This is a genomic window from Microbacterium sp. Clip185 (assembly GCF_028743715.1).
Taxonomy (GTDB): Bacteria; Actinomycetota; Actinomycetes; order Actinomycetales; family Microbacteriaceae; genus Microbacterium.
The window spans coordinates 926113-946015 of the sequence record NZ_CP117996.1; the positions used below are offsets into that span (position 1 = coordinate 926113).

Genomic DNA, 19903 nt, shown 5'->3' on the forward strand with positions numbered 1-19903 from the left:
GCTACAGTGAAACACATGGACCTCGACGCGCTCACCGCCGCCCACAGGTCCGAGTGGGAGCGTCTCGACGAGCTGGCCGGCCGTCGACGTCTGAGCGGTCCCGAGGCGGATGAGCTCGTGATGCGCTACCGGGCGGCGTCCGCCGATCTGGCCGAGCTCAAGACCGCCGCGGGGCGCAGCCCTCAGGCCGATCACCTCTCGCTGGTGCTCGCCCGTGCCCGCCTGCGGCTGACCGCGGGCGACGGAAACCTGCTCCGCCGCATCCCTCAGTTCTTCCTCGACCAGTTGCCCGCAGCGCTGTACCGCGTTCGCTGGACCACGCTGGCCGTCGCGGGCGCATTCATCCTCGCGGCGGCGCTGGTGGCGTTGTGGATCTCGTCGGATCCCGCCCTCGTGGCGACCCTCGGCTCCGAGGCGCAGCTCTCCTCGTATGCGAACGACGAGTTCGTCGCCTACTACTCCGACAACCCGGCGGCGGTGTTCGCCGGCACCGTGTGGACCAACAACGCCTGGATCGCCGCGCAGTGCGTCCTGTTCGGCATCACCGGCATCTGGCCGGTCTCGGTCGTGATGCAGAACGCGGTCGGTCTCGGTACGGCCGCCGCCGTCATGGGCTCCTTCGACCGGCTCGACGTGTTCTTCGCCTACATCCTTCCCCACGGTCTGCTGGAGCTGACGAGCGTGTTCGTCGCGGCGGCGGCGGGGCTTCACGTGTTCTGGGCATGGGTCGCCCCCGGCGCCCGGTCTCGTCGTGAGTCGCTCGCCGCCGCGGGCCGCTCGCTCGCCACCGTCGCGATCGGCCTGGTGCTCGCCCTGGCGCTGTCCGGAATCGTCGAGGCCTACGTCACGCCGCAGCCGTGGCCGTGGCCCGTGAAGCTCGTGCTCGGCGCCCTGGCGCTCGGCGTCTTCCTCTTCTACATGCTCGTCGTCGGGCGCCGCGCTGCACGCCGGGGCGAGACGGGTGATCTGGGCGAGGATGACATCGGCCAGGTCGAGCTCGTCGCGGGCTGACCCGCACCGGTTCAGCGATCGTTCACCTGCCCGTGGGCGTGTCGTATTTTTGAATAGATCAAAAAAATGACAGGATGCGGGAGTGGCCCCCGCATCCGTACAGACAGAGAACGCCCTGCGTCACGCGGGTCTTCGTGTCACCCAGACGCGTCGCGGGGTCTACGACGCGCTGCACGCGTTGCCCCACGCCCGAGCGGACGAGGTGTTCGCGCGCGTGCGCGAGCGGCTGCCCGCCACGAGCATGCAGTCGGTGTACAACGCCCTCGGCGATTTCGTCGACGCGGGGCTGGCCCGGCGCATCGAACCCGCGGGGCACCCCGGGCTGTTCGAGCTGCGCGTCGCGGACAACCACCATCACCTCGTGTGCCGCGGCTGCGGGCGCGTCGAGGACGTGGACTGCGTCGCGGGAGCGGCGCCGTGCATGCACCCTCAGCAGACGCATGGCTTCTCGGTCGAGGCTGCCGAGGTGACCTTCTGGGGCATGTGTCCGGCATGTGCCGCCCAGAGCGAATGATCCCCCACGAAAGGAAACAGATGTCCGACATCACGACGGGATGCCCTGTACCCCACGACGGTGCCGACGAGACGCGGCTGCCGGTCGGCCCCTCGCCGCTCGACGCCGAGCCGGACGGTGCGCTGCCGCATCCCACCGCAGGCTCCGCGAACCGCGTGTGGTGGCCGAAGAAGCTGAACCTGCGTCTGCTGGCGAAGAACCCTGTGGTGGGCAACCCCCTCGGTGAGGACTTCGACTACAAGGCCGCCTTCGAAGCGCTCGACCTCGCCGCCGTCAAGCAGGACATCCTCGAGGTCCTTACGACCTCGCAGGACTGGTGGCCGGCCGACTTCGGCCACTACGGTCCGCTGATGATCCGCATGGCCTGGCACAGTGCCGGCACCTACCGCGTGACGGACGGACGCGGCGGCGGCGGGCAGGGTCAGCAGCGTTTCGCGCCGCTGAACAGCTGGCCGGACAACGTGAACCTCGACAAGGCGCGCCGCCTGCTGTGGCCGGTCAAGAAGAAGTACGGCCAGTCGATCTCCTGGGCGGATCTCATGATCCTTGCCGGCAACGTCGCGCTGGAGTCGATGGGGTTCAAGACCTTCGGGTTCGCCGGTGGACGTGCCGACGTCTGGGAAGCCGACGATGACGTGTACTGGGGGCCCGAGACCACGTGGCTCGGTGACGAGCGCTATTCGGGTGATCGCGAGCTGGAGAAGCCGCTCGCGGCCGTCCAGATGGGTCTCATCTACGTCAACCCCGAGGGCCCCAACGGCGAGCCCGACCCGCTGCGCTCGGCGCGCGACATCCGTGAGACCTTCGCCCGCATGGCGATGAACGACGAGGAGACGGTCGCCCTCATCGCCGGCGGCCACACCTTCGGAAAGACCCACGGCGCGGCATCCGACGAGAACGTCGCCGAGGACCCCGAGGCCGCGGGCCTCGAGGACCAGGGGCTCGGCTGGAAGAACGCGCACGGCACCGGCAAGGGTGACGACACCATCACGAGCGGGCTCGAGGTCACCTGGACCTACCACCCGACGCGTTGGGACAACGAGTTCCTGCACATCCTCTACGCCTACGAGTGGGAGCTGTTCAAGAGCCCCGCGGGTGCATGGCAGTGGCGTCCCGCGAACGGCGCGGGCAGCGACATGGTGCCCCTGGCGCACTCCGACGGACGCCGCGAGCCGCGCATGCTCACGAGCGACATCGCCCTGCGCGTCGACCCGGAGTACGGCAAGATCACCAAGCGCTTCCTCGAGAACCCCGAGGAGTTCCAGGACGCCTTCGCCCGCGCATGGTTCAAGCTGACGCACCGCGACATGGGACCGAAGGTGCGCTACCTCGGCCCCGAGGTGCCCGAAGAGGACCTCATCTGGCAGGACCCGGTGCCTCCGGTCGATCACGAGCTGATCGATGCGGCTGACGCGGTCGCGCTGAAGTCCCGCATCCTCGAGTCCGGGCTGAGCGTGTCGGAGCTGGTCTCGACGACGTGGGCGGCAGCATCGACCTTCCGTGGCAGCGACAAGCGCGGCGGCGTGAACGGCGCCCGCATCCGTCTGGCGCCGCAGAAGGACTGGGAGGTCAACAACCCGCCCCAGCTGCAGAAGGTGCTCGCTGTCCTCGAAGAGGTCAAAGCCGAGTTCGAGGCGGCGGGTCGGCGGGTCTCGCTCGCGGATCTGATCGTCCTCGCCGGCAACGCCGGTGTCGAGCGCGCCGCCGCCGACGCGGGAGTGATCGTGGAGGTGCCGTTCCGTCCGGGACGCACCGACGCGACGGCGGAGCAGACCGAGGAGCACTCGTTCGCGTTCCTCGAGCCCGCCGCCGACGGCTTCCGCAACTACCTCAAGGGGCGCCCTTCGCTTCCCGCCGAGTACCTGCTCGTCGACAAGGCCAACCTGCTGACCCTGAGCGCACCCGAGATGACGGTGCTCGTGGGCGGTCTGCGCGTACTGGGCGCGAACTGGGACGGCTCGCGCTACGGCGTGCTGACCGATCGTGTGGGCGTGCTCACGAACGACTTCTTCGTGAACCTGCTCGAGCTGGGCAACACGTGGAAGCCGCTCGACCCGGGCTCCCACGCGTTCCAGGGTACGAAGGATGCCACCGGAGAGCTGGTCGGCATCGGCACGCGCGCCGACCTGGTGTTCGCCTCGAACTCCGAGCTGCGCGCGCTCGCCGAGGTGTACGCCTCTGACGACGCGACGGAGAAGTTCGTGACGGACTTCGTCGCAGCGTGGACGAAGGTCACCGAGCTCGACCGCTTCGACCTCGCCTGACCCGCAACGCAGAACGCCCCTCCGCCCGGTGCGGAGGGGCGTTTCGCGTTCTCCGCGCGGCGCGGTCGTTCGCCTGTCCGAGGGGGTGACGTCCGCGTGCCCGAGTTGCGTCGCATATGGGCTCAGAGCAGGCCGCGCAGCTTGAGGGCGAGGTAGTGGTCGGCGACGCGCGGCGGGAGGGATGCCGCATCCGTCGTCACGGCGACGGCGCCCGTGCGCGCGATGGCCGTCCCGACGCGCGCGCCGCCCTGACGCGCGTGCTCGGTCGCCGCCCATGCGTAGGCGGCATCCGCATCGGTCACGGCGGGCTCGTCATCGGCGTCGCCGACAGTGGATGCGGAGGCGACGAGCACTCGGGACCGTGAGGTCAGCGTGGGAAGGGCCGCCAGGAAGCCGCGCGCCGCGGCGGGGTCGTCCTGCGCCGTGAGCAGCACCACGAGGGCGGGGCGCACCGTCAACCTGCGCACCAGGGACGCGACCTCGCTCCAGTCCGTGTCGATCAGCTGGGCCTCGACGGGTGCCATGGCATCGACGAGCGCAGGCACGAGCGCAGCGCCGTCGACGCCGCTCACGCGCGCCCGCACGACGCGATCCATCATCACCAGGTGCACATGATCCCCGGCGCGTGCGGCGAGAGCGCCGAGCAGCAGAGTGGCCTCCATCGCGGCATCGAGTCTCACACCGTCGTCGACGCGGGTCGCGGCGGTGCGCCCCGTGTCGATCACCACGACGATGTGCCGGTCGCGCTCCGGCCGCCACGTGCGCAGCATCGTCGTGCCGGAGCGCGCCGTGGCGCGCCAGTCGATCGAGCGGACATCGTCGCCACGGACGTACTCGCGCAGGCTGTCGAACTCCGTGCCGCGCCCGCGCACCTGGACGCTCGTCTCGCCGTCGAGCTCTCGCAGGCGCGCCAGACGGGACGGCAGATGGCGGCGCGACGAGAACGGAGGCAGAACACGCAGCGTTCCGCGCGCGTCGATGCGCTGCTGCCGACCGGCGAGGCCGAGAGGGCCGAGTGAGCGCACGACGACGAAGTCGCTCGTGAGCTCACCGCGCCGACGCGGAACGAGCGACGCGCGGAGCGTGACGGCGCCCCCGGCGGGGACGTCGACGCGCGCGCGAGTCGTAGGAGCCCCGGCGGTCGGTTGCCAGGCGTCTCTCACCCACCCCCTCACCGTGCGGCTGCCGGGGTTCGTCAGGCGCAGCTCGCTCAGCGCGACCTCGCCGCGCCGGGCGCGCGCGGGGAGGGACCGCGCCACGCTCAGGTCGGCGGGGCTGGGCGCGAGCGCGGTGTCGACCGCGACTGCCGCGACGACGAGGGCGAGCCATACGCCGAACACCGCCCACGGCGGCACTCCCACGGCCGACAGCAGCACCAACGGGAGGAGACCGCCGGCGACGACGATCGGAAGACGGCCGGTGACGAACACGTCAGATCGGAACCCTCGTCTGGGCGAGGACCGAGGTGAGCACGCCGTCCACGGTGACGCCCTCGAACTCCGCTTCGGGGTTCAGGCGCAGCCGGTGGCGCCAGGTCGGGGTGAGCATCGTCTGCACGTGATCCGGAGTGATGGCCGGGTAACCGCCCAGCCAGGCCCACGCCTTCGCGGTGGCCAGCAGCGCGGTCGCGGCGCGGGGGCTCGCGCCCAGCTGCACCGACGGAGCGTCGCGGGTCGCCCGCGCCAGATCGACGATGTATCCGAGCAAGTCGTCGGAGGCCTCGACGGATGCGGCCGCGCGCTGGGCGGCGGCGATGCCCGCCGCATTCGTGGCAGGCACCACCGCGTCGAGCGCGCGCGGGTCGAACCCGTCCGCGTGACGGCGCAGCACCTGCACCTCTGCGTCGCGCTCGGGCACGTCGACGCGGAGCTTCAGCAGGAATCGATCGAGCTGCGCTTCGGGCAGATCGTAGGTGCCCTCGTGCTCCACGGGGTTCTGGGTCGCCGCCACGAGGAACGGTGTCGGCAGTGGACGGGTCACGCCGTCGGCGGAGACCTGGCGCTCCTCCATGGCCTCCAGCAGTGCCGACTGGGTCTTGGGGGGTGTGCGGTTGATCTCGTCCGCGAGCAGCACCTGAGTGAACACCGGACCCTCACGGAACTCGAACTCGCCGGAGCGGGCGTCGTAGATGAGCGATCCGGTGACGTCTCCCGGCATGAGGTCGGGGGTGAACTGCACCCGGTGCGTGTCGAGCCCGAGCGCGCGGCTGAACGCGCGCACGAGCAGCGTCTTCGCGACGCCGGGCACACCCTCCAGCAGCACGTGGCCGCGAGCCAGGAGCGCGACCAGAAGCCCTGTCACGGCGCCGTCCTGTCCCACCACGGCCTTGCCGATCTCGGTGCGCACGCCGTGCATCGCCATCCGCAGAGCGTCGTCGGAGTTCTCGGTCATTGCGGTTCCTTTCGCGGGCCGGACGGGGTCAATCGCGCCTCGAGGGCGCGGAGGTCTGCGGCGAGGCGGGCGAGCGACCGGTCGTCGGGGACAGGCTCGTCGCCGAGCAGGGCACGGCTGCGCGCGGGCGGGATGCCGGTGGCGGCAGCGACGGCATCGGCGATCGCCGTGGCGTCGGCGCCATGCGGCACGGACAGTGCGACGGCCGCGCGCCCGCGGGCGCGCTCTCGCAAGAGCGCCGCAGCATGATCGCGCGCGCCGGCGCGGGCATAGAGCCGGCCGAGACCGCGCGTGGTCTCGTCGGCGCGCACCGTCACCGGGAGCCGCTCGCGCACGAGCGGACCGAATCTGCGGCCGCGCCAGATCGCCGCGGCCAGAGCCGTCGCGCCCAGCAGCACCATCGCGGGCGTCACCCACGGCGGGGTCAGCTCTCCCAACGTCGCGCCGGACGTACCGGAACCGGCCGAGAGAGCCGGTACGAGCCACACCAGGCGATCGTGCGCGCCCAGCAGGCCGAGCGCCAGAGCCGCATTGCCGTCGGAGGCGAGGTGCTCGTTGGTGAAGAGAACCGACCCGTCCACGGCGGCGAGGGTCGAGTCCCCTCGCTGCTCCCAGAGCAGCCCGAACGCGTCATCGACCGGGTAGCAGCCGACAGCATCCGGTGCGGCGAACGTCGCCCCGACGCTGACTGCTCCCGCGCGCCGTGCCACGGGCAGATCGCATTCGGGTTCCACGGCAGCGGCGGTGCCGTATCCCTGGACCCTGCCGTCGAAGAGAAGCCGGATCGAACGGGCGCGCGGATCCGACACGACCACCGAGTCCGCGGCCGTCGCCAAGGAGGTCAGCTGCGTGTCCGACAGCAGCGGCGAGTCGGGCAGCACGAGGGTGCTCCCGCCGTCCCGGAGAGCGGCTTCCGCTGCGGCGACGTCGCGCGTCACCACGACGTCGATGCCCTGATCGGACAGGATGCGGGCGAGTGCGCGCATCCCGTCGGGGCCGGGATCCTCCGGGTCGTATCTGTCGTATGCACCGAAGCGCATGTTGGCGGAGATGACCGCGCCGATGATGCCGACGACCACGATGACGGCGCCGATCACGGCCCAGGTGCGGGCGCGGGCGAGGCGGGGTCGAACGCTCATCGGTGCGCCGCCGAGGCGCGGGAGAGCCGATCGTCGAGAGCGCGAACCCGCTCGTAGGCGTCGCGGCTGCCCGGCCGACGCAGATAGCGGACGTCATCGAAGTCGTGTGCGACCTCGATGAGCGAGGCAGCCTCCTCCGGGAACACGGCCCCGGCGGATCGCGCGAAGGACGTCACCGTCGCCCCGGGTGCCACAGTGACGCGCTGCTGCTCCTCGAGCCCGCGAGCGAGTGCTCGCACGGCGGCCACGGTCGCCGCCTCCCAGTCGTCGCGCTCGGCGAGGGAGGCCGCCGTGCGCCGCAGTTCGCCTGACCCTGCGGTCACGGCATCGCCGAAAAGCTCCCCCCGGGCGGCGCGGACCAGGCCTCGGGAGCGCGGTCGTCCCCAGATGACGATGGCGAGCACGACGAGGAGCACGACCAGCAGCAGCGCGCCGATCGCCACCAGCGGCGCCCAGGCCGCATCCACGTCGCCGGTGAACAGCTTGGCGATGCCGTCGCCGATGGCGCGGGCGATGCGGTCGAACGGGGTCGGCTCGGCCGCGCGATAGCTCGGGTCTGCGAGCTCCCGTTCGGCGAGACGTCTGGCCTCGTCGCCGTCGGGGATCAACGGCGCGGCCGCGGCGAAGATCACCGCTGTTCCGGGCCCGCCTGCGGCGGGGCCCAGTCGGTCGCGGCGGGCGGCCCTGCCGGCGGATGCTCGCTCGCGGGCAGACCCGCGGCAGGCGGCACATCGGCGGCGGTCGGTGCGGGTGTATCGACCCCGGGCGGCGTGTACGCGGGAGGCGGGCCGTAGCCGTACGCCTGCGGGGCCGGGGAGGGGCCCGGCCATGGAGCGGGTTGCGGCGGCCACGCGACGGGCGGCGCAACCGTCCGGCCGACGTGCCACCGATAGGGATCGGCGACGCCCGCGCCCATCTGACGCTGATCGACGTACGACTGCAGGTCCAGATCGAGGCCCTCGGTGCGCATGCGCGCGTCCACGTAGACGAGGCACGCCGCCGTGGCGTTCACGACGAGCGCGATCGACTGCACCAGCAGCGACACCATCTGCACCACAAGGCTGACACCGACGGTGCCAACGACCGCGGTGACGTTCGGGTCGCCCGTAGGGGAGAGCACGCCGACGAACATGCCGCTGAAGAAGTTCAGCGGCACCACGACGATCTGGGTGATGATTCCGAAGCCGGTCTGGATGACGAACCATGTCGCGAGGGTGCGCCAGAACCTGCCGCGGGTGAGGCGCCAGGAACGGGCGATCGCCGCGAAGACGCCCGTATCCTCGAGCACCAGGATCGGCGTGACGAGGTACAGCCGCGTCGTCAGCCAGAAGGCGAGGGGGATCGCGGCCAGGAAGAACAGGATGGCGACGATGATCCCCGCGGCCAGGGCGAGCAGGCCGAGCGCGAAGGCGGCGGCGGCCAGGATCGCGACGGCGACGAGCACGGCGCCCGAAGCGAGCAGCGTGTAGCCGAACAGGCGCCAGAACGCGGGCCGGATCCGCCGCCACAGCGCGCCGACCGTCAGCTTCTCCGCCACGACGCCGTGTGCCACATCTGCCACGACCACGCCCTGGACGATGACCGTCAGCGCGGAGCTCGCGATGCCGAGTACGAGGCTGGAGATCACCGTGATCGCCGTCGCTCCAGCGAACAGGTCGGGGTAGTCGGGGCTCGACACCGGCACGGTGGCCAGCCGCGAGAAGCTGGCGAAGGCGATGCCGCCGACCGCGACCAGCAGCACGAGATACGTCGCCATCTGGATGCCCAGTGCGAACCCCAGCAGCACGCGCGGGTTCTGCCGCAGGGCGACGAAGGAGCGCCCCAGCACGGTTCCGAACGTGAGCGGATGCAGCGGAACGATTCCCGCGCGCGGAGCGGGCGTCCATCCGGGTTGCGCCGTCGTCATGATCTCCTCGCGGTCGTCATCGTCTTCATCGTGACACACCTGGGCGGGCGCTCGTGGGCCCCGGCCGCCGTGTGGACTACTCTGAAGGGGCGCACGGGGGCATCGGTGGAACCCGGCCGCCGAGCGGACGCAAAGGAAGAACGCGTTTCATGACATCACGCATTCTCGTGGTCGACGACGACACGGCCCTGGCCGAGATGATCGGGATCGTGCTGGACACCGAGGGCTTCGAGACGGTGTTCTGCGCCGACGGCGCCCAGGCGGTCGATGCCTTCCGCGCCGAGCGGCCCGATCTGGTGCTGCTCGATCTGATGCTGCCGGGCATGGACGGCATCGAGATCTGCACGCGCCTGCGTGCGGAATCCGGCGTTCCGATCATCATGCTGACGGCGCGTACCGACACCGCCGACGTCGTCGCGGGGCTGGAGTCGGGCGCCGACGACTACATCGTGAAGCCCTTCAATCCCAAGGAACTGGTCGCCCGCATCCGTACCCGCCTGCGTCCGGCCGCGACGGATGCGGGGGAGAGCCTGCGCATCGGCGACCTGACGGTGGATGTGGCCGCCCACGAGGTGCGCCGGGGATCGACTCCCATCCCGCTGACGCCGCTCGAGTTCGAGCTGCTCGTCGCTCTCGCCTCGAAGCCCCAGCAGGTCTTCTCGCGCGAGATGCTCCTGGAGCAGGTGTGGGGCTATCACTACAAGGCGGACACGCGACTCGTGAACGTGCACGTCCAGCGGTTGCGCGCGAAGGTCGAGCTCGACCCCGACAACCCCAAGATCGTCACGACGGTGCGCGGCGTCGGATACCGCGCCGGCGCCGTGGGCTGAGGATGTCCGCCACGACCGCCCCCCGGCCGGCCGTGCGGCTGCGGCGCGAGCTGCGCGCCTGGCGCACGTGGCCGTCGCGGGTGCTGGGTTCGTGGCAGCGCTCGCTCCGCTTCCGCACGCTCGTGCTCACGATCGCGCTGTCGACGCTGGCGATCCTCGTGGCCTGTGTGTGGATGGCCCTGGCGATCCAGAACGATCTGTTCCAGTCCCGTCGCGACCAGGTGCTGGGCGATGCGCGCCGTGCCACGACGGCGGCACAGGCCACCCTCGACTCGGCGCTGCAGGGCGACAGTGCGCAGGTGCGCAATGTGGTCGACAGCGTGATGGCCAGCCTCGGGCGTCAGTCCGACTCGGACCTGGTGGCGATGTTCCGCGTCGATCAGACCCCCTCGGCGACCGCGCCGCAGGACTTCGTGCTCGGCGGCGGCAACTGGGACGGCCAGATCACGGACGCGTTGCGCGACAAGGTCCGATCGGACGCCGACGTGCAGTGGTGGCAGTCGATCGCCCTCACGGATGCTTCCGGGCGTGTGGTGCCCGGCATCGCGGTCGGTCAGCAGCTGAACGTCGCAGGCGTCGGCGCATACGAGCTCTACATCGCCTACGACCTGGCCGCGGCCGATCAGACCCTCGGGTTCGTGCAGGGGACCCTCTGGGTCGTGGGCCTTGCGCTCATCGCGATCATCGCGGGGATCTCGTGGTTCGTCCTGAGGTCGGTGACCGTGCCGATCGGTGAGGCGGCGCACACCTCGGCGGAGCTCGCGGCGGGACGACTAGACGTGCGGCTGGACGTGCACGGCGAGGACGAGATCGCCACCCTCGGCCGTTCCTTCAACGCGATGGCCGACAGCATCCAGGCCCAGATCAAGGAGCTGGCGGAGCTCTCGCTCGTGCAGCAGCGCTTCGTCTCGGACGTCTCCCATGAGCTGCGCACGCCGCTGACCACGATCCGCCTCGCCGCCGACGTGCTCAACGATCACCGGGAGGCCTTCGACCCGGTGAGCACCCGCGCCGCCGAGCTGCTGCACGCACAGGTGCAGCGCTTCGAGACGCTGCTGACCGACCTTCTGGAGATCAGCCGCTACGACGCCGGATCGGTGCAGCTCGAGCTCGAGCCCACGAGCCTCGCGCACCTCGCCGAGGATGTCGTCGCCCAGATGCACCAGCTCGCCGAGCAGCACGGCAGCGACGTGCGCCTCGTCGCGCCGGGCGGCTACTCTCCCGTCGAGATGGACCCCCGCCGGGTGCGCAGGATCGTTCGCAACCTCCTGGGCAATGCGATCGAGCACGGCGAGGGCCGGCCCATCGTCGTGACCGTGGATTCCGATCAGGATGCGGTCGCGGTCGGTGTCCGCGACTATGGGCTGGGCATGAGACCCGAGGACCAGGAGAGGGTCTTCGACCGGTTCTGGCGCGCCGACCCGTCGCGCAAGCGCACGATAGGCGGCACCGGGCTCGGGCTCGCCATCGCCCTGGGAGACACGCGTCTGCACGGCGGAACGCTGGGCGTCTGGTCGTCGCCGGGTATCGGCACGAACTTCGTCCTGACGCTGCCGCGTCGTCCCGGTGCGGAGCCGGCATCCTCGCCGCTGTCGCTGGCTCCCGACGCGGACGGACTCGACGATCTCGGGCTCACGCAGCCGATCGATGTCGACAGCGCGCTGCGAGGCAAGGAGTCATCATGAGACGGATGCTCATCGCCGTGCTGGGCGCCTTGGCGCTCGTGCTGACGGCATGCGCCGGTCTTCCGACCACGGGGACGGTGCAGCCGGGGCCGCAACTGGGCTCCGACTCCACGGCGCCCGACGTGATCTACCGGCCGGACGGCCCGCAGCCCGGCGCGACGGCGCGACAGATCGTCGACGGCTTCGTGCGCGCCGCATCCGGACCGCAGGACAACTGGCAGGTCGCCCGCCAGTTCCTCGCGGAGGACTACCGCGATCAGTGGAAACCGGAGGCGGGAGTCATCGTCGATGTGCTCGCCGACCGCAGCTACGCCGAGATCGACGACGAGATCGTGCTCGATGTCACCCCGCAGGCGACGATCGACGAGGCCGGCACCTACACGCTGTCGGATGAGGGAGCGAGCGTTCCCCTCCCGTTCTCCCTCGCCCAGGACGCCGACGGCGAATGGCGCATCACGCACGCGCCGGACGGGATCGTGCTCGACGAAGACCTCTTCCGCAACGTGTTCCGCTCGTACGACGTCATGTACTTCGACCCCACCTGGCGCTACCTGGTTCCGGACGTGCGCTGGTTCCCCACCACGAACGCGCTGACGCGCATCGCCGCCGCCGTCGTGAACGGCGAGCCCTCGCCCTGGCTGGCCGCATCCGTCGTCTCCGCCTTCCCCGACAACGTCACGCTCGTCCCGTCGGTGCCGTTGACCAACGGAGTCGCCCAGGCGCAGCTGAGCGAGCAGGCGCTCGGACTGGATCAGGTCACGCTGGACCGGATGCAGACCCAGCTCTCCGCGAGCCTGGTCACCGCTCAGGTCACCGCGGTCGAGATGCAGGTCGACGGCGCACGGGTGAATGCGTCGAGGATCCCGACACGGTCGACCCTCGTCGACTCACGGGCGCTGGTGCGCGACGCGGACGGGTTCGGATACCTCCTGTCGGGGGAGCTCACGCCGCTGCCCGGACTGTCCTCCGCGCTCATCGAGGCCGAGCCGACCGCCGTGCAGCTCGGCGTCGGCCGGACTGTTGCGGCAGTCCTGCTTCCGGACGGCTCGGCGGCGGAGGTCACCGACGACGGCGTCAGCCGCGTCGTCGACGAGCGCGCGGGAGTCCTCGCCCCCACGATCGATCCGTTCGGCATGATCTGGACCGTTCCCGCCGCCGATCCGTCCCGCGTCCGCGCGACCGGGACCGACGGCACCGTGCTCGAGGTGCCATCCGCGTGGGGTGCGAGTCGCATCGACGCGATGCAGATCTCCCGCGACGGCAGTCGGATGGCGGCGGTGCTGACAGCCGGCGGTCGATCGCTGCTGGTCGTCGCCGGCGTCGAGCGGGACTCGGCCGGGGTTCCCAGTGCCCTCGGACCTGCCGTGTCGCTGGCGACGCTCGACGCGCCCACACGTGGGTTGGCGTGGCTCGACACGACGACGATCGGCGTCGTGTCGGGGGATGCGGCGGCCCCCGTGTTCGTGCAGCAGGTCGTCGGGGGAGCAGCCACGGTCGTCGACGCGCCCGTGGATGCGGTGGCCTTGTCCGGCGCGAACTCGCCCGCGGCGGTGCGCATCCTCGCGGCCGACGGCACCCTCTTCGTTCGCCGCCAGTCCAACTGGGTGCAGACGGCCACCGGAGTCCAGGTGCTCGCCACGCAGCAGGGCGACGCCGACTGAACCATCCTCCCCAGGAGGCCTTCATCGGCGCGTCGCGCTCGCCGGCGACGTGAAGGCACGCGGCCATGCCTCGCGCGCGGCACCGTGGTCAGGTGATCGCCGCACTCGCCCTCATCCTGCCCGTCGACTGCGCGGGGTGCGGCGCCTGGGACACCGCGCTGTGCGAGACGTGCGCCGGGATCCTGGCCTCGCCCAGGCCCCGGCGCCATGAGCTGGCGTCCGGTCTCGTCGTCCACGCGGCCTTCGACTTCGCCGATCGACCGGCCCGGGCGCTGCGCGCTCTCAAGGAGGAAGGACGCACCTCGCTCGTGCGTCCCTTCTCCGCCGCGCTCGCCGCCACTGCGCGGGCCGGTGTCCCCGATGCGGAGGCGGTGTTCGTTCCCATGCCCACCTCCGCCGCGGCGTTCCGGCGACGCGGACACCGCGTGGTGGAGGCGATCCTCGCTCGCAGCGGCCTCCCGGCGCTGGCGGTGCTCCGCCGCACCCGGAGCACACGGGATCAGCGCGAGCTCGGCCGTGCCGAGCGGGCTCACAACGTCGCGGGAAGCCTCAGCGCACGGCGGCGCCTGGATGGCCGACGCGTCGTCATCGTCGATGACGTCGTGACGACGGGAGCGAGTGTCGGCGAGGCTGCGCGAGCGTTGCGGGAGGCGGGCGCCGATGTCATAGGCGTGGCTTCGGTCGCTCATACACGGCGCTCCGGATTCGTTCGTGACACGGACATGAACCCGGGCTAGCGTGGGGGTGACAAGGCGACGAAGGTCCGCCCTTGACCGGGTGGACCGGAACAAGGAGGTCAAGGATGGAAACCAACATCGTCGGCGTGGGCGTCGGCATCTCGGACCGTTTCCGCTCTGTCGTGGACGAGAAGTCCAGCCGCATAGAGAACATCGCGCCCCGAGCCGCTGGGCTCGAGGTGAAGGTCACCCACCGGGCGTACCGAAACGGTGCTCACGAGGACTCCACCGTCGAGTTGACCCTCACCGGCAAGGGGCCGGTCATCCGTGCTGAGGCGGTCGACGGCGACAAGTTCACCGCCCTCGACCTCGCCGTCGACAAACTGTGCGAGCAGGTGCGCCGGGCCAAGGACAAGCGCGTCGACGCCCGAAACCACCCGCGCGGGGCCCACTACGAGAAGGGCACGGGCGAGATCGCCGGAATCGATGTGCAGCCCGCATCCGTCGACGTGCTCAAGGCCGTCGCCACGGGCGAGGTGCCCGTGCTGACCGGGGCCGAGGACGAGCAGGACTACACGCCCGTGGTCATCCGCTCCAAGCAGTTCGACGCCGAGTGGATGAGCGTCGAGGACGCCGTCGACCGGATGGAACTGGTCGGACATGACTTCTTCCTGTTCATCGACGCTCGCACCGACCAGCCGAGTGTCGTGTACCGCCGCAAGGGATGGGACTACGGAGTCATCGCCCTGGACACGCTCGCGCAGCCCGCACGCGTCGCCTCCTGACGACAGATACGCAAAGGGGCCGCCTCCGTCACGGAGGCGGCCCCTTCGCGGTGTCACCGAGAGCGTCAGTCGAACATGTCGCCCAAGAGGCCGCCGATGACGAGACCTCCCAGGATGCCGCCCATCGCATCGCCCATGCCGCCGCCGCGACCGCCGCGGCCGTAGCCGCCACCCCAGTCGTCGTGCCGCGGGCGGGAGGAGTCGATATCGCGCTGGGCCAGCTGCAGTGCATCGCTGGCGAGCTGTCCGCTGCGGCGCGCGAGCTGCAGAGCGCTCTCGCGAGAATCCTCCTCGTCGGGGAGGGCGTCGATCTCGAGGCGGGTGCGCTCCGCCTCGGCGAGACGCGTGCGAGCGTCGGCGCCGATCCAACCGCTGTGCCCGTTGATGAGACTGCGGGCGACAGCGATCTGGCGCTCGGCGTCGTCGACCGCATGGCGCACCTGTGCGGGGCTCGGCAGGGGATGCTCGGCGCGGCGGCGCGCCTTGGCGACCGCCTCGTCCAGCGCCGTGTTCGCGGTGCGCAGCTGCGACAGCTGGGTGAAGGGGTCGGCGGGGCTGCCTGCCGGCGGGAGCGCTGCCAGTGCCCGCTCCAGTTCGATCATGGCCTGCTGGATCTCGGGGTTGGTCGGCAGCGACCGTGCGCGGATGATGTCGTCGCGTGAGTCCGCGATGACCTCGGCGAGGGTCGACTCGGCGCGCAGTGCCTCGATCTCGAAGTCCTCGACGCCGTCCAGAAGGGATTCGGCCCGTCGCACGGCCTCCGTCGCGGCTTCGAGTGCCATGTTGGCCTCCTCGGCGCGATGAGCCTCCCGACGGCGCACCGACACCTCTGCGCTGTGAGCGGCGAATGTCAGCACCTGTTCCGCTTCGGCGGGGGCGTTCTCGATCTGACTGAGAGCGGCGGGAGAGTAGCGCTGGCGGAGACGCTCGACGACCGCACGCGCTCCGGGCACGCGCTCGCGCAGCCTCTCTGCATCCGCTCGGACACCGGCGAGAACCTGCGGCGCCTGTCGGATGCGGGCGACCGCGCCCGCCAGCGCGGAGGTGCGGTCGTCGAGGAGGTCCTCGGCCCACTCGCACAGCTGCACGATGCGCGCGTTGCGGGTACGCAGCTCCTCGGGCGTGTCGGGGATCTCGTCGTGATTGAGCTGATGCAGCTGGAAGGCCTCGCCGAGGTGGGTGCGCACCGCCTGCAACGCCTCGCGCAGCTCCTTCGTCGAGCGCTCTCCGAGCTCCGCCTCTGCGAAGGCGAGCTCTTCCGTCGTCGCGCGGATGCGCTCGTCCGCGGCGACGAGACTCTGCTGTGCGCGTCGGGCGAGATCCGCGTCCTGCGCGTCGATCTCGGCCTGCTGCTCGCGCTTGCGCTTACCCCAGAAACCGGCCATGGCTCGATCCTAGGCGCGCTGGATGTGCCTGTTCTCAGCGTGGATGGATCGGACGTTCACGCGATCCGCGCGGGGCGTCCCCGGCGCGGGCGGGACTGCGAGATCGGCTGGACGCGGGAGGCTTCGGGGGTGGCCGCCAGCCGCTCCAGGACACGCTCCAACCACCGCAGCTCCGCCTCCGCCCCCGCCACGCGCGCCTCGTGCGCGATCGAGCGCGCCAGGTCGTGCTCCTCGACCGCGGCCTCGCGTGCGCGCGCGAGCCGGTCGGCGGCCGCATCCCGTTCGGCGCGGGCCGCTGCTTCCGCATCGACTCCGGGCAGGGTCGCCGCCAGGGCGATCTTGGTCGCGATCTCGTCTCGCCCACCGCTCGCCGTCGGAAGGGGGCGCAGCAACCATCCCGAGGCGGACGCCACGCCCGCCTCGGTCGCGGCGTAGTAGACGTGGCCCTGTGGATCGACGGCGCCCTTGACCACGAGGCCGTCGCGCTCGAGCCGATCGAGGGTGTTGTAGATCTGCCCGACGTTGACGCTCCAGTCCGACCCGCTGCGCCGCTCGAGTTCGGCGCGCAGCTGGTAGCCGTAGCACGCGCCCTGCGCGAGGATCGCGAGCAGTGACTGCCTGACCGACATGGGGCTCCTTCGGAGGTGCGGGGGACGCATATATGCATACTCGGAAACGTCCGGGGCGTCCTCACGGCGCGCCGCGCGGCGGTGGCTGGGTGGGCAATGGCTTTGAACCCGTCGTTCGTCGTGCTCTCAGAGGTCACAGACGGATAACATGGGGGCGGTGTGCCCGGACTCCGGGCGCGACTGGGCAGAAGCACGCCCACCCGACAGATGGAGATGCCACGTGGCCAACCCTCTCGAGAAACTCCTCCGCGCCGGCGAAGGCCGCGTCATCCGCCGCCTCCAGCAGGTCGTGAAAGCCGTCGGCGCACTCGAAGAGGAGTACACGCAGCTCACGGACGAGGAGCTCCGCGGCGAGACGGCGGAACTGCGCGCGCGCTATCAGGCGGGCGAGACGCTCGACGAACTCATGCCCGAAGCCTTCGCCGCGATCCGCGAGGCCGCCAAGCGCACGCTCGGCCAGCGGCCCTACGACGTCCAGATCATGGGTGGCGCGGCGCTGCACCTCGGCAACATCGCCGAGATGAAGACCGGTGAAGGAAAGACCCTGACGGCGACCTTCGCGGCCTACCTGAACGCCATCGCGGGCGAGGGCGTGCACGTCATCACCGTGAACGACTTCCTCGCCAGCTATCAGGCCGAGCTGATGGGTCGCGTGTATCGCGCGCTGGGGATGACCACCGGCACCATCGTGTCCGGCCAGACGCCCGAGGTCCGCCGCGAGCAGTACAACGCCGACATCACCTACGGCACGAACAACGAGTTCGGCTTCGACTACCTGCGCGACAACATGGCATGGCGCAAGGAAGACCTCGTGCAGCGCGGCCACTTCTTCGCCATCGTCGACGAGGTCGACTCGATCCTCATCGACGAGGCTCGCACGCCGCTCATCATCTCCGGGCCGTCCTCGGGCGAGGCCAACCGCTGGTTCGCGGAGTTCGCGAAGATCGCGCGCACCCTCGAGGCGGGCATCGACTACGAGGTGGACGAGAAGAAGCGCACGATCGGTGTGCTGGAGCCCGGCATCGAGAAGGTCGAGGACTACCTCGGCATCGACAACCTGTACGAGTCGGCCAATACGCCCCTCATCTCGTTCCTGAACAACTCGATCAAGGCCCTCGCGCTCTTTAAGCGCGATACCGACTACGTCGTCATGAACGACGAGGTCATGATCGTCGACGAGCACACCGGCCGAATCCTCGTCGGACGCCGCTACAACGAGGGCATCCACCAGGCGATCGAGGCCAAGGAGGGCGTCCCGGTCAAGGCCGAGAATCAGACGCTTGCCACCGTGACGCTGCAGAACTACTTCCGGCTCTACGACAAGCTCTCCGGCATGACCGGTACCGCCGAGACCGAGGCGGCCGAGTTCATGTCGACCTACAAGCTCGGTGTGGTCCCCATCCCGACGAACAAGCCGATGATCCGCAAGGACCAGCCCGACCTCGTCTACAAGAACGAACAGGCCAAGTTCGCCCAGGTCGTCGAGGACATCGCGGCTCGCCACGAGAAGGGCCAGCCCGTTCTCGTGGGAACGGTGAGCGTCGAGAAGAGCGAGTACCTCTCGCGTCTGCTCGCCAAGAAGGGCGTCAAGCACGAGGTCCTCAACGCCAAGAACCACGCCCGAGAGGCGGAGATCGTCGCCCGGGCCGGGCGCCTGGGCGCTGTCACGGTCGCGACCAACATGGCCGGTCGAGGCACCGACGTCATGCTCGGCGGCAACGCGGAGTTCCTCGCGGTGCAGGAGATGAAGAGCAAGGGCCTGGATCCGGTCGAGACTCCCGAGGAGTACGAGGCCGCGTGGGATGAGGTCTACCAGCAGGTGCGCGACACCGTCGCGGCAGAGGCCGCGAAGGTCGTCGAGGCCGGCGGTCTCTACGTGCTCGGCACCGAGCGCCACGAATCCCGGCGCATCGACAACCAGTTGCGCGGTCGTTCGGGCCGCCAGGGCGACCCCGGTGAGAGCCGTTTCTACCTGTCGTTGACCGACGACCTCATGCGTCTGTTCCAGTCGGGTGCCGCGGAAGCGATCCTCGCGCGCACCAACTTCCCCGATGACGTCGCGATCGAGTCCGGGATGGTCTCACGCGCGATCAAGAGCGCGCAGGCCCAGGTCGAGGCCCGTAACGCCGAGATGCGCAAGAACGTCCTGAAGTACGACGACGTCCTCAACCGTCAGCGTGAGGCGATCTACACGGACCGCCGCCAGATCCTTCACGGCGACGACATCCAGGAGCGCGTCGCGAAGTTCATCGAGGACGCGATCGACGCGATCGTCGACGACCACACCGGCAGCGGGCACACCGAGAGCTGGGATTTCGATGCGTTGTGGACCGAGCTCAAGACGGTCTACCCCGTGGGCGTGACGATCGACGAGGTCGTCGCCGAAGCGGGCGAGAAGGGGCGAGTGACCCCCGCCGGTCTCAAGCGGGAGCTGCGCAGCGACGCGGCCATCGCGTACGCCGCGCGCGAGGAGCAGCTCGGCGAGCAGGCGATGCGCGAGCTCGAGCGTCGCGTGGTGCTGCAGGTTCTCGACCGCCGCTGGCGCGACCACCTGTACGAGATGGACTACCTGAAGGACGGCATCGGACTTCGCGCGATGGCCCAGCGTGATCCGCTCATCGAGTATCAGCGCGAGGGATACGAGATGTTCCAGGCGATGATGGGGCAGATCAAGGAGGAGTCCGTCGGGTTCCTCTTCAACCTCGAGGTCGAGGTGCGGCGTCCGGACGGTGAGCACACCGAGGTGGAGGCCAAGGGACTCGTCGCCCCCTCGGTCGAAGGCCAGCGCCTCGAGTACAGCGCCCCCACAGAGGACGGCGACGTCGAGGTGCGCAACGACCGCGGTCAGGTCCAGAAGGCGGCCACGGGTCGCGCGCGTCAGGCCGCTGCGCCCGCCGCCGCAGCGCCGCCCGCCGCAGAGGCCCCGCGCGGGGCCTTCGGCCAGCGCACCGAGGCTCCCCAGCCCGAGGCGCAGAACCGCGCGCAGCGCAGAGCGAAGAAGAAGTGAGATCGGCGAGCGCCCCGCA

General features: G+C 70.4%; 16 protein-coding genes. 9 read left to right on the forward strand and 7 right to left on the reverse strand.

Features of this window, described 5'->3' with window-relative positions; translation table 11 throughout:
* The first annotated feature begins 15 nt into the window (after window positions 1-15).
* The 3 genes from PQV94_RS04370 (at window position 16) to katG (ending at window position 3789) form a co-directional block, all read left to right on the forward strand.
* Window positions 16-1011: a stage II sporulation protein M gene (locus PQV94_RS04370; RefSeq protein WP_274287576.1), complete on the forward strand. Its 996-nt coding sequence runs from the start codon at window positions 16-18 to the stop codon at window positions 1009-1011.
* An 82-nt stretch (window positions 1012-1093) separates the two neighbouring features.
* On the forward strand, window positions 1094-1525 hold the full coding sequence (locus PQV94_RS04375; RefSeq protein ID WP_274287577.1) for a Fur family transcriptional regulator: 432 nt from the start codon (window positions 1094-1096) through the stop codon (window positions 1523-1525).
* Window positions 1526-1545: 20 nt separating this feature from the next.
* Window positions 1546-3789: a catalase/peroxidase HPI gene (gene katG / locus PQV94_RS04380; protein WP_274287578.1), complete on the forward strand. Its 2244-nt coding sequence runs from the start codon at window positions 1546-1548 to the stop codon at window positions 3787-3789.
* Between the two features lie 122 nt (window positions 3790-3911).
* Here the strand turns inward: katG and PQV94_RS04385 are convergent, their stop codons facing one another.
* The 5 genes from PQV94_RS04385 to PQV94_RS04405 are packed head-to-tail and all read right to left on the reverse strand — an operon-like array spanning window position 3912 to window position 9225.
* The gene (locus tag PQV94_RS04385; protein ID WP_274287579.1) at window positions 3912-5219 is read right to left on the reverse strand and encodes a DUF58 domain-containing protein; all 1308 of its coding nucleotides are present in this window, start codon (window positions 5217-5219) and stop codon (window positions 3912-3914) included.
* Between the two features lies 1 nt (window position 5220).
* Window positions 5221-6180 carry an AAA family ATPase gene (locus tag PQV94_RS04390; RefSeq protein ID WP_274287580.1) on the reverse strand — a complete coding sequence of 320 codons (960 nt, stop codon included), beginning with the start codon at window positions 6178-6180 and terminating at the stop codon, window positions 5221-5223.
* The gene (locus PQV94_RS04395) at window positions 6177-7319 is read right to left on the reverse strand and encodes a DUF4350 domain-containing protein (protein WP_274287581.1); all 1143 of its coding nucleotides are present in this window, start codon (window positions 7317-7319) and stop codon (window positions 6177-6179) included. The genes PQV94_RS04390 and PQV94_RS04395 overlap by 4 nt, the downstream gene beginning before the upstream one ends.
* Complete coding sequence (locus tag PQV94_RS04400; RefSeq protein ID WP_274287582.1) at window positions 7316-7951, reverse strand: DUF4129 domain-containing protein; 636 nt, start codon at window positions 7949-7951, stop codon at window positions 7316-7318. The genes PQV94_RS04395 and PQV94_RS04400 overlap by 4 nt, the downstream gene beginning before the upstream one ends.
* Complete coding sequence (locus PQV94_RS04405) at window positions 7948-9225, reverse strand: glycerophosphoryl diester phosphodiesterase membrane domain-containing protein (protein WP_274287583.1); 1278 nt, start codon at window positions 9223-9225, stop codon at window positions 7948-7950. The genes PQV94_RS04400 and PQV94_RS04405 overlap by 4 nt, the downstream gene beginning before the upstream one ends.
* Before the next feature lie 149 nt (window positions 9226-9374).
* Between PQV94_RS04405 and mtrA the strand changes: the two genes are divergently transcribed.
* From mtrA to hpf, 5 genes are all read left to right on the forward strand, one after another.
* Window positions 9375-10055, forward strand: coding sequence for an MtrAB system response regulator MtrA (gene mtrA, locus PQV94_RS04410; protein WP_274287584.1), 681 nt, complete (start codon window positions 9375-9377; stop codon window positions 10053-10055).
* 2 nt (window positions 10056-10057) lie between these two features.
* Entirely contained in the window at window positions 10058-11740 is a 1683-nt protein-coding gene (gene mtrB / locus PQV94_RS04415; protein WP_274287585.1) for an MtrAB system histidine kinase MtrB, read from the forward strand.
* Window positions 11737-13401 carry an LpqB family beta-propeller domain-containing protein gene (locus PQV94_RS04420; RefSeq protein ID WP_274287586.1) on the forward strand — a complete coding sequence of 555 codons (1665 nt, stop codon included), beginning with the start codon at window positions 11737-11739 and terminating at the stop codon, window positions 13399-13401. Before mtrB ends, PQV94_RS04420 begins: the two co-directional genes overlap by 4 nt.
* A 92-nt stretch (window positions 13402-13493) precedes the next feature.
* Window positions 13494-14138, forward strand: a complete 645-nt coding sequence (locus tag PQV94_RS04425; RefSeq protein ID WP_274287587.1) for a ComF family protein — start codon at window positions 13494-13496, stop codon at window positions 14136-14138.
* 65 nt (window positions 14139-14203) lie between these two features.
* On the forward strand, window positions 14204-14863 hold the full coding sequence (gene hpf / locus PQV94_RS04430; RefSeq protein WP_274287588.1) for a ribosome hibernation-promoting factor, HPF/YfiA family: 660 nt from the start codon (window positions 14204-14206) through the stop codon (window positions 14861-14863).
* A gap of 65 nt (window positions 14864-14928) precedes the next feature.
* On the opposite strand, the gene PQV94_RS04435 is transcribed toward hpf, so the two are convergent.
* Window positions 14929-16248 (reverse strand): hypothetical protein, encoded by a 1320-nt coding sequence (locus tag PQV94_RS04435; RefSeq protein WP_274287589.1) that lies wholly within the window; start codon window positions 16246-16248, stop codon window positions 14929-14931.
* Window positions 16249-16304: 56 nt separating this feature from the next.
* Window positions 16305-16877, reverse strand: a complete 573-nt coding sequence (locus tag PQV94_RS04440; RefSeq protein ID WP_274287590.1) for a PadR family transcriptional regulator — start codon at window positions 16875-16877, stop codon at window positions 16305-16307.
* A 220-nt stretch (window positions 16878-17097) separates the two neighbouring features.
* Here PQV94_RS04440 and secA point away from each other — a divergent pair, with 220 nt between their 5' ends.
* Entirely contained in the window at window positions 17098-19884 is a 2787-nt protein-coding gene (gene secA, locus PQV94_RS04445; RefSeq protein WP_274287591.1) for a preprotein translocase subunit SecA, read from the forward strand.
* Window positions 19885-19903 lie beyond the last annotated feature (19 nt).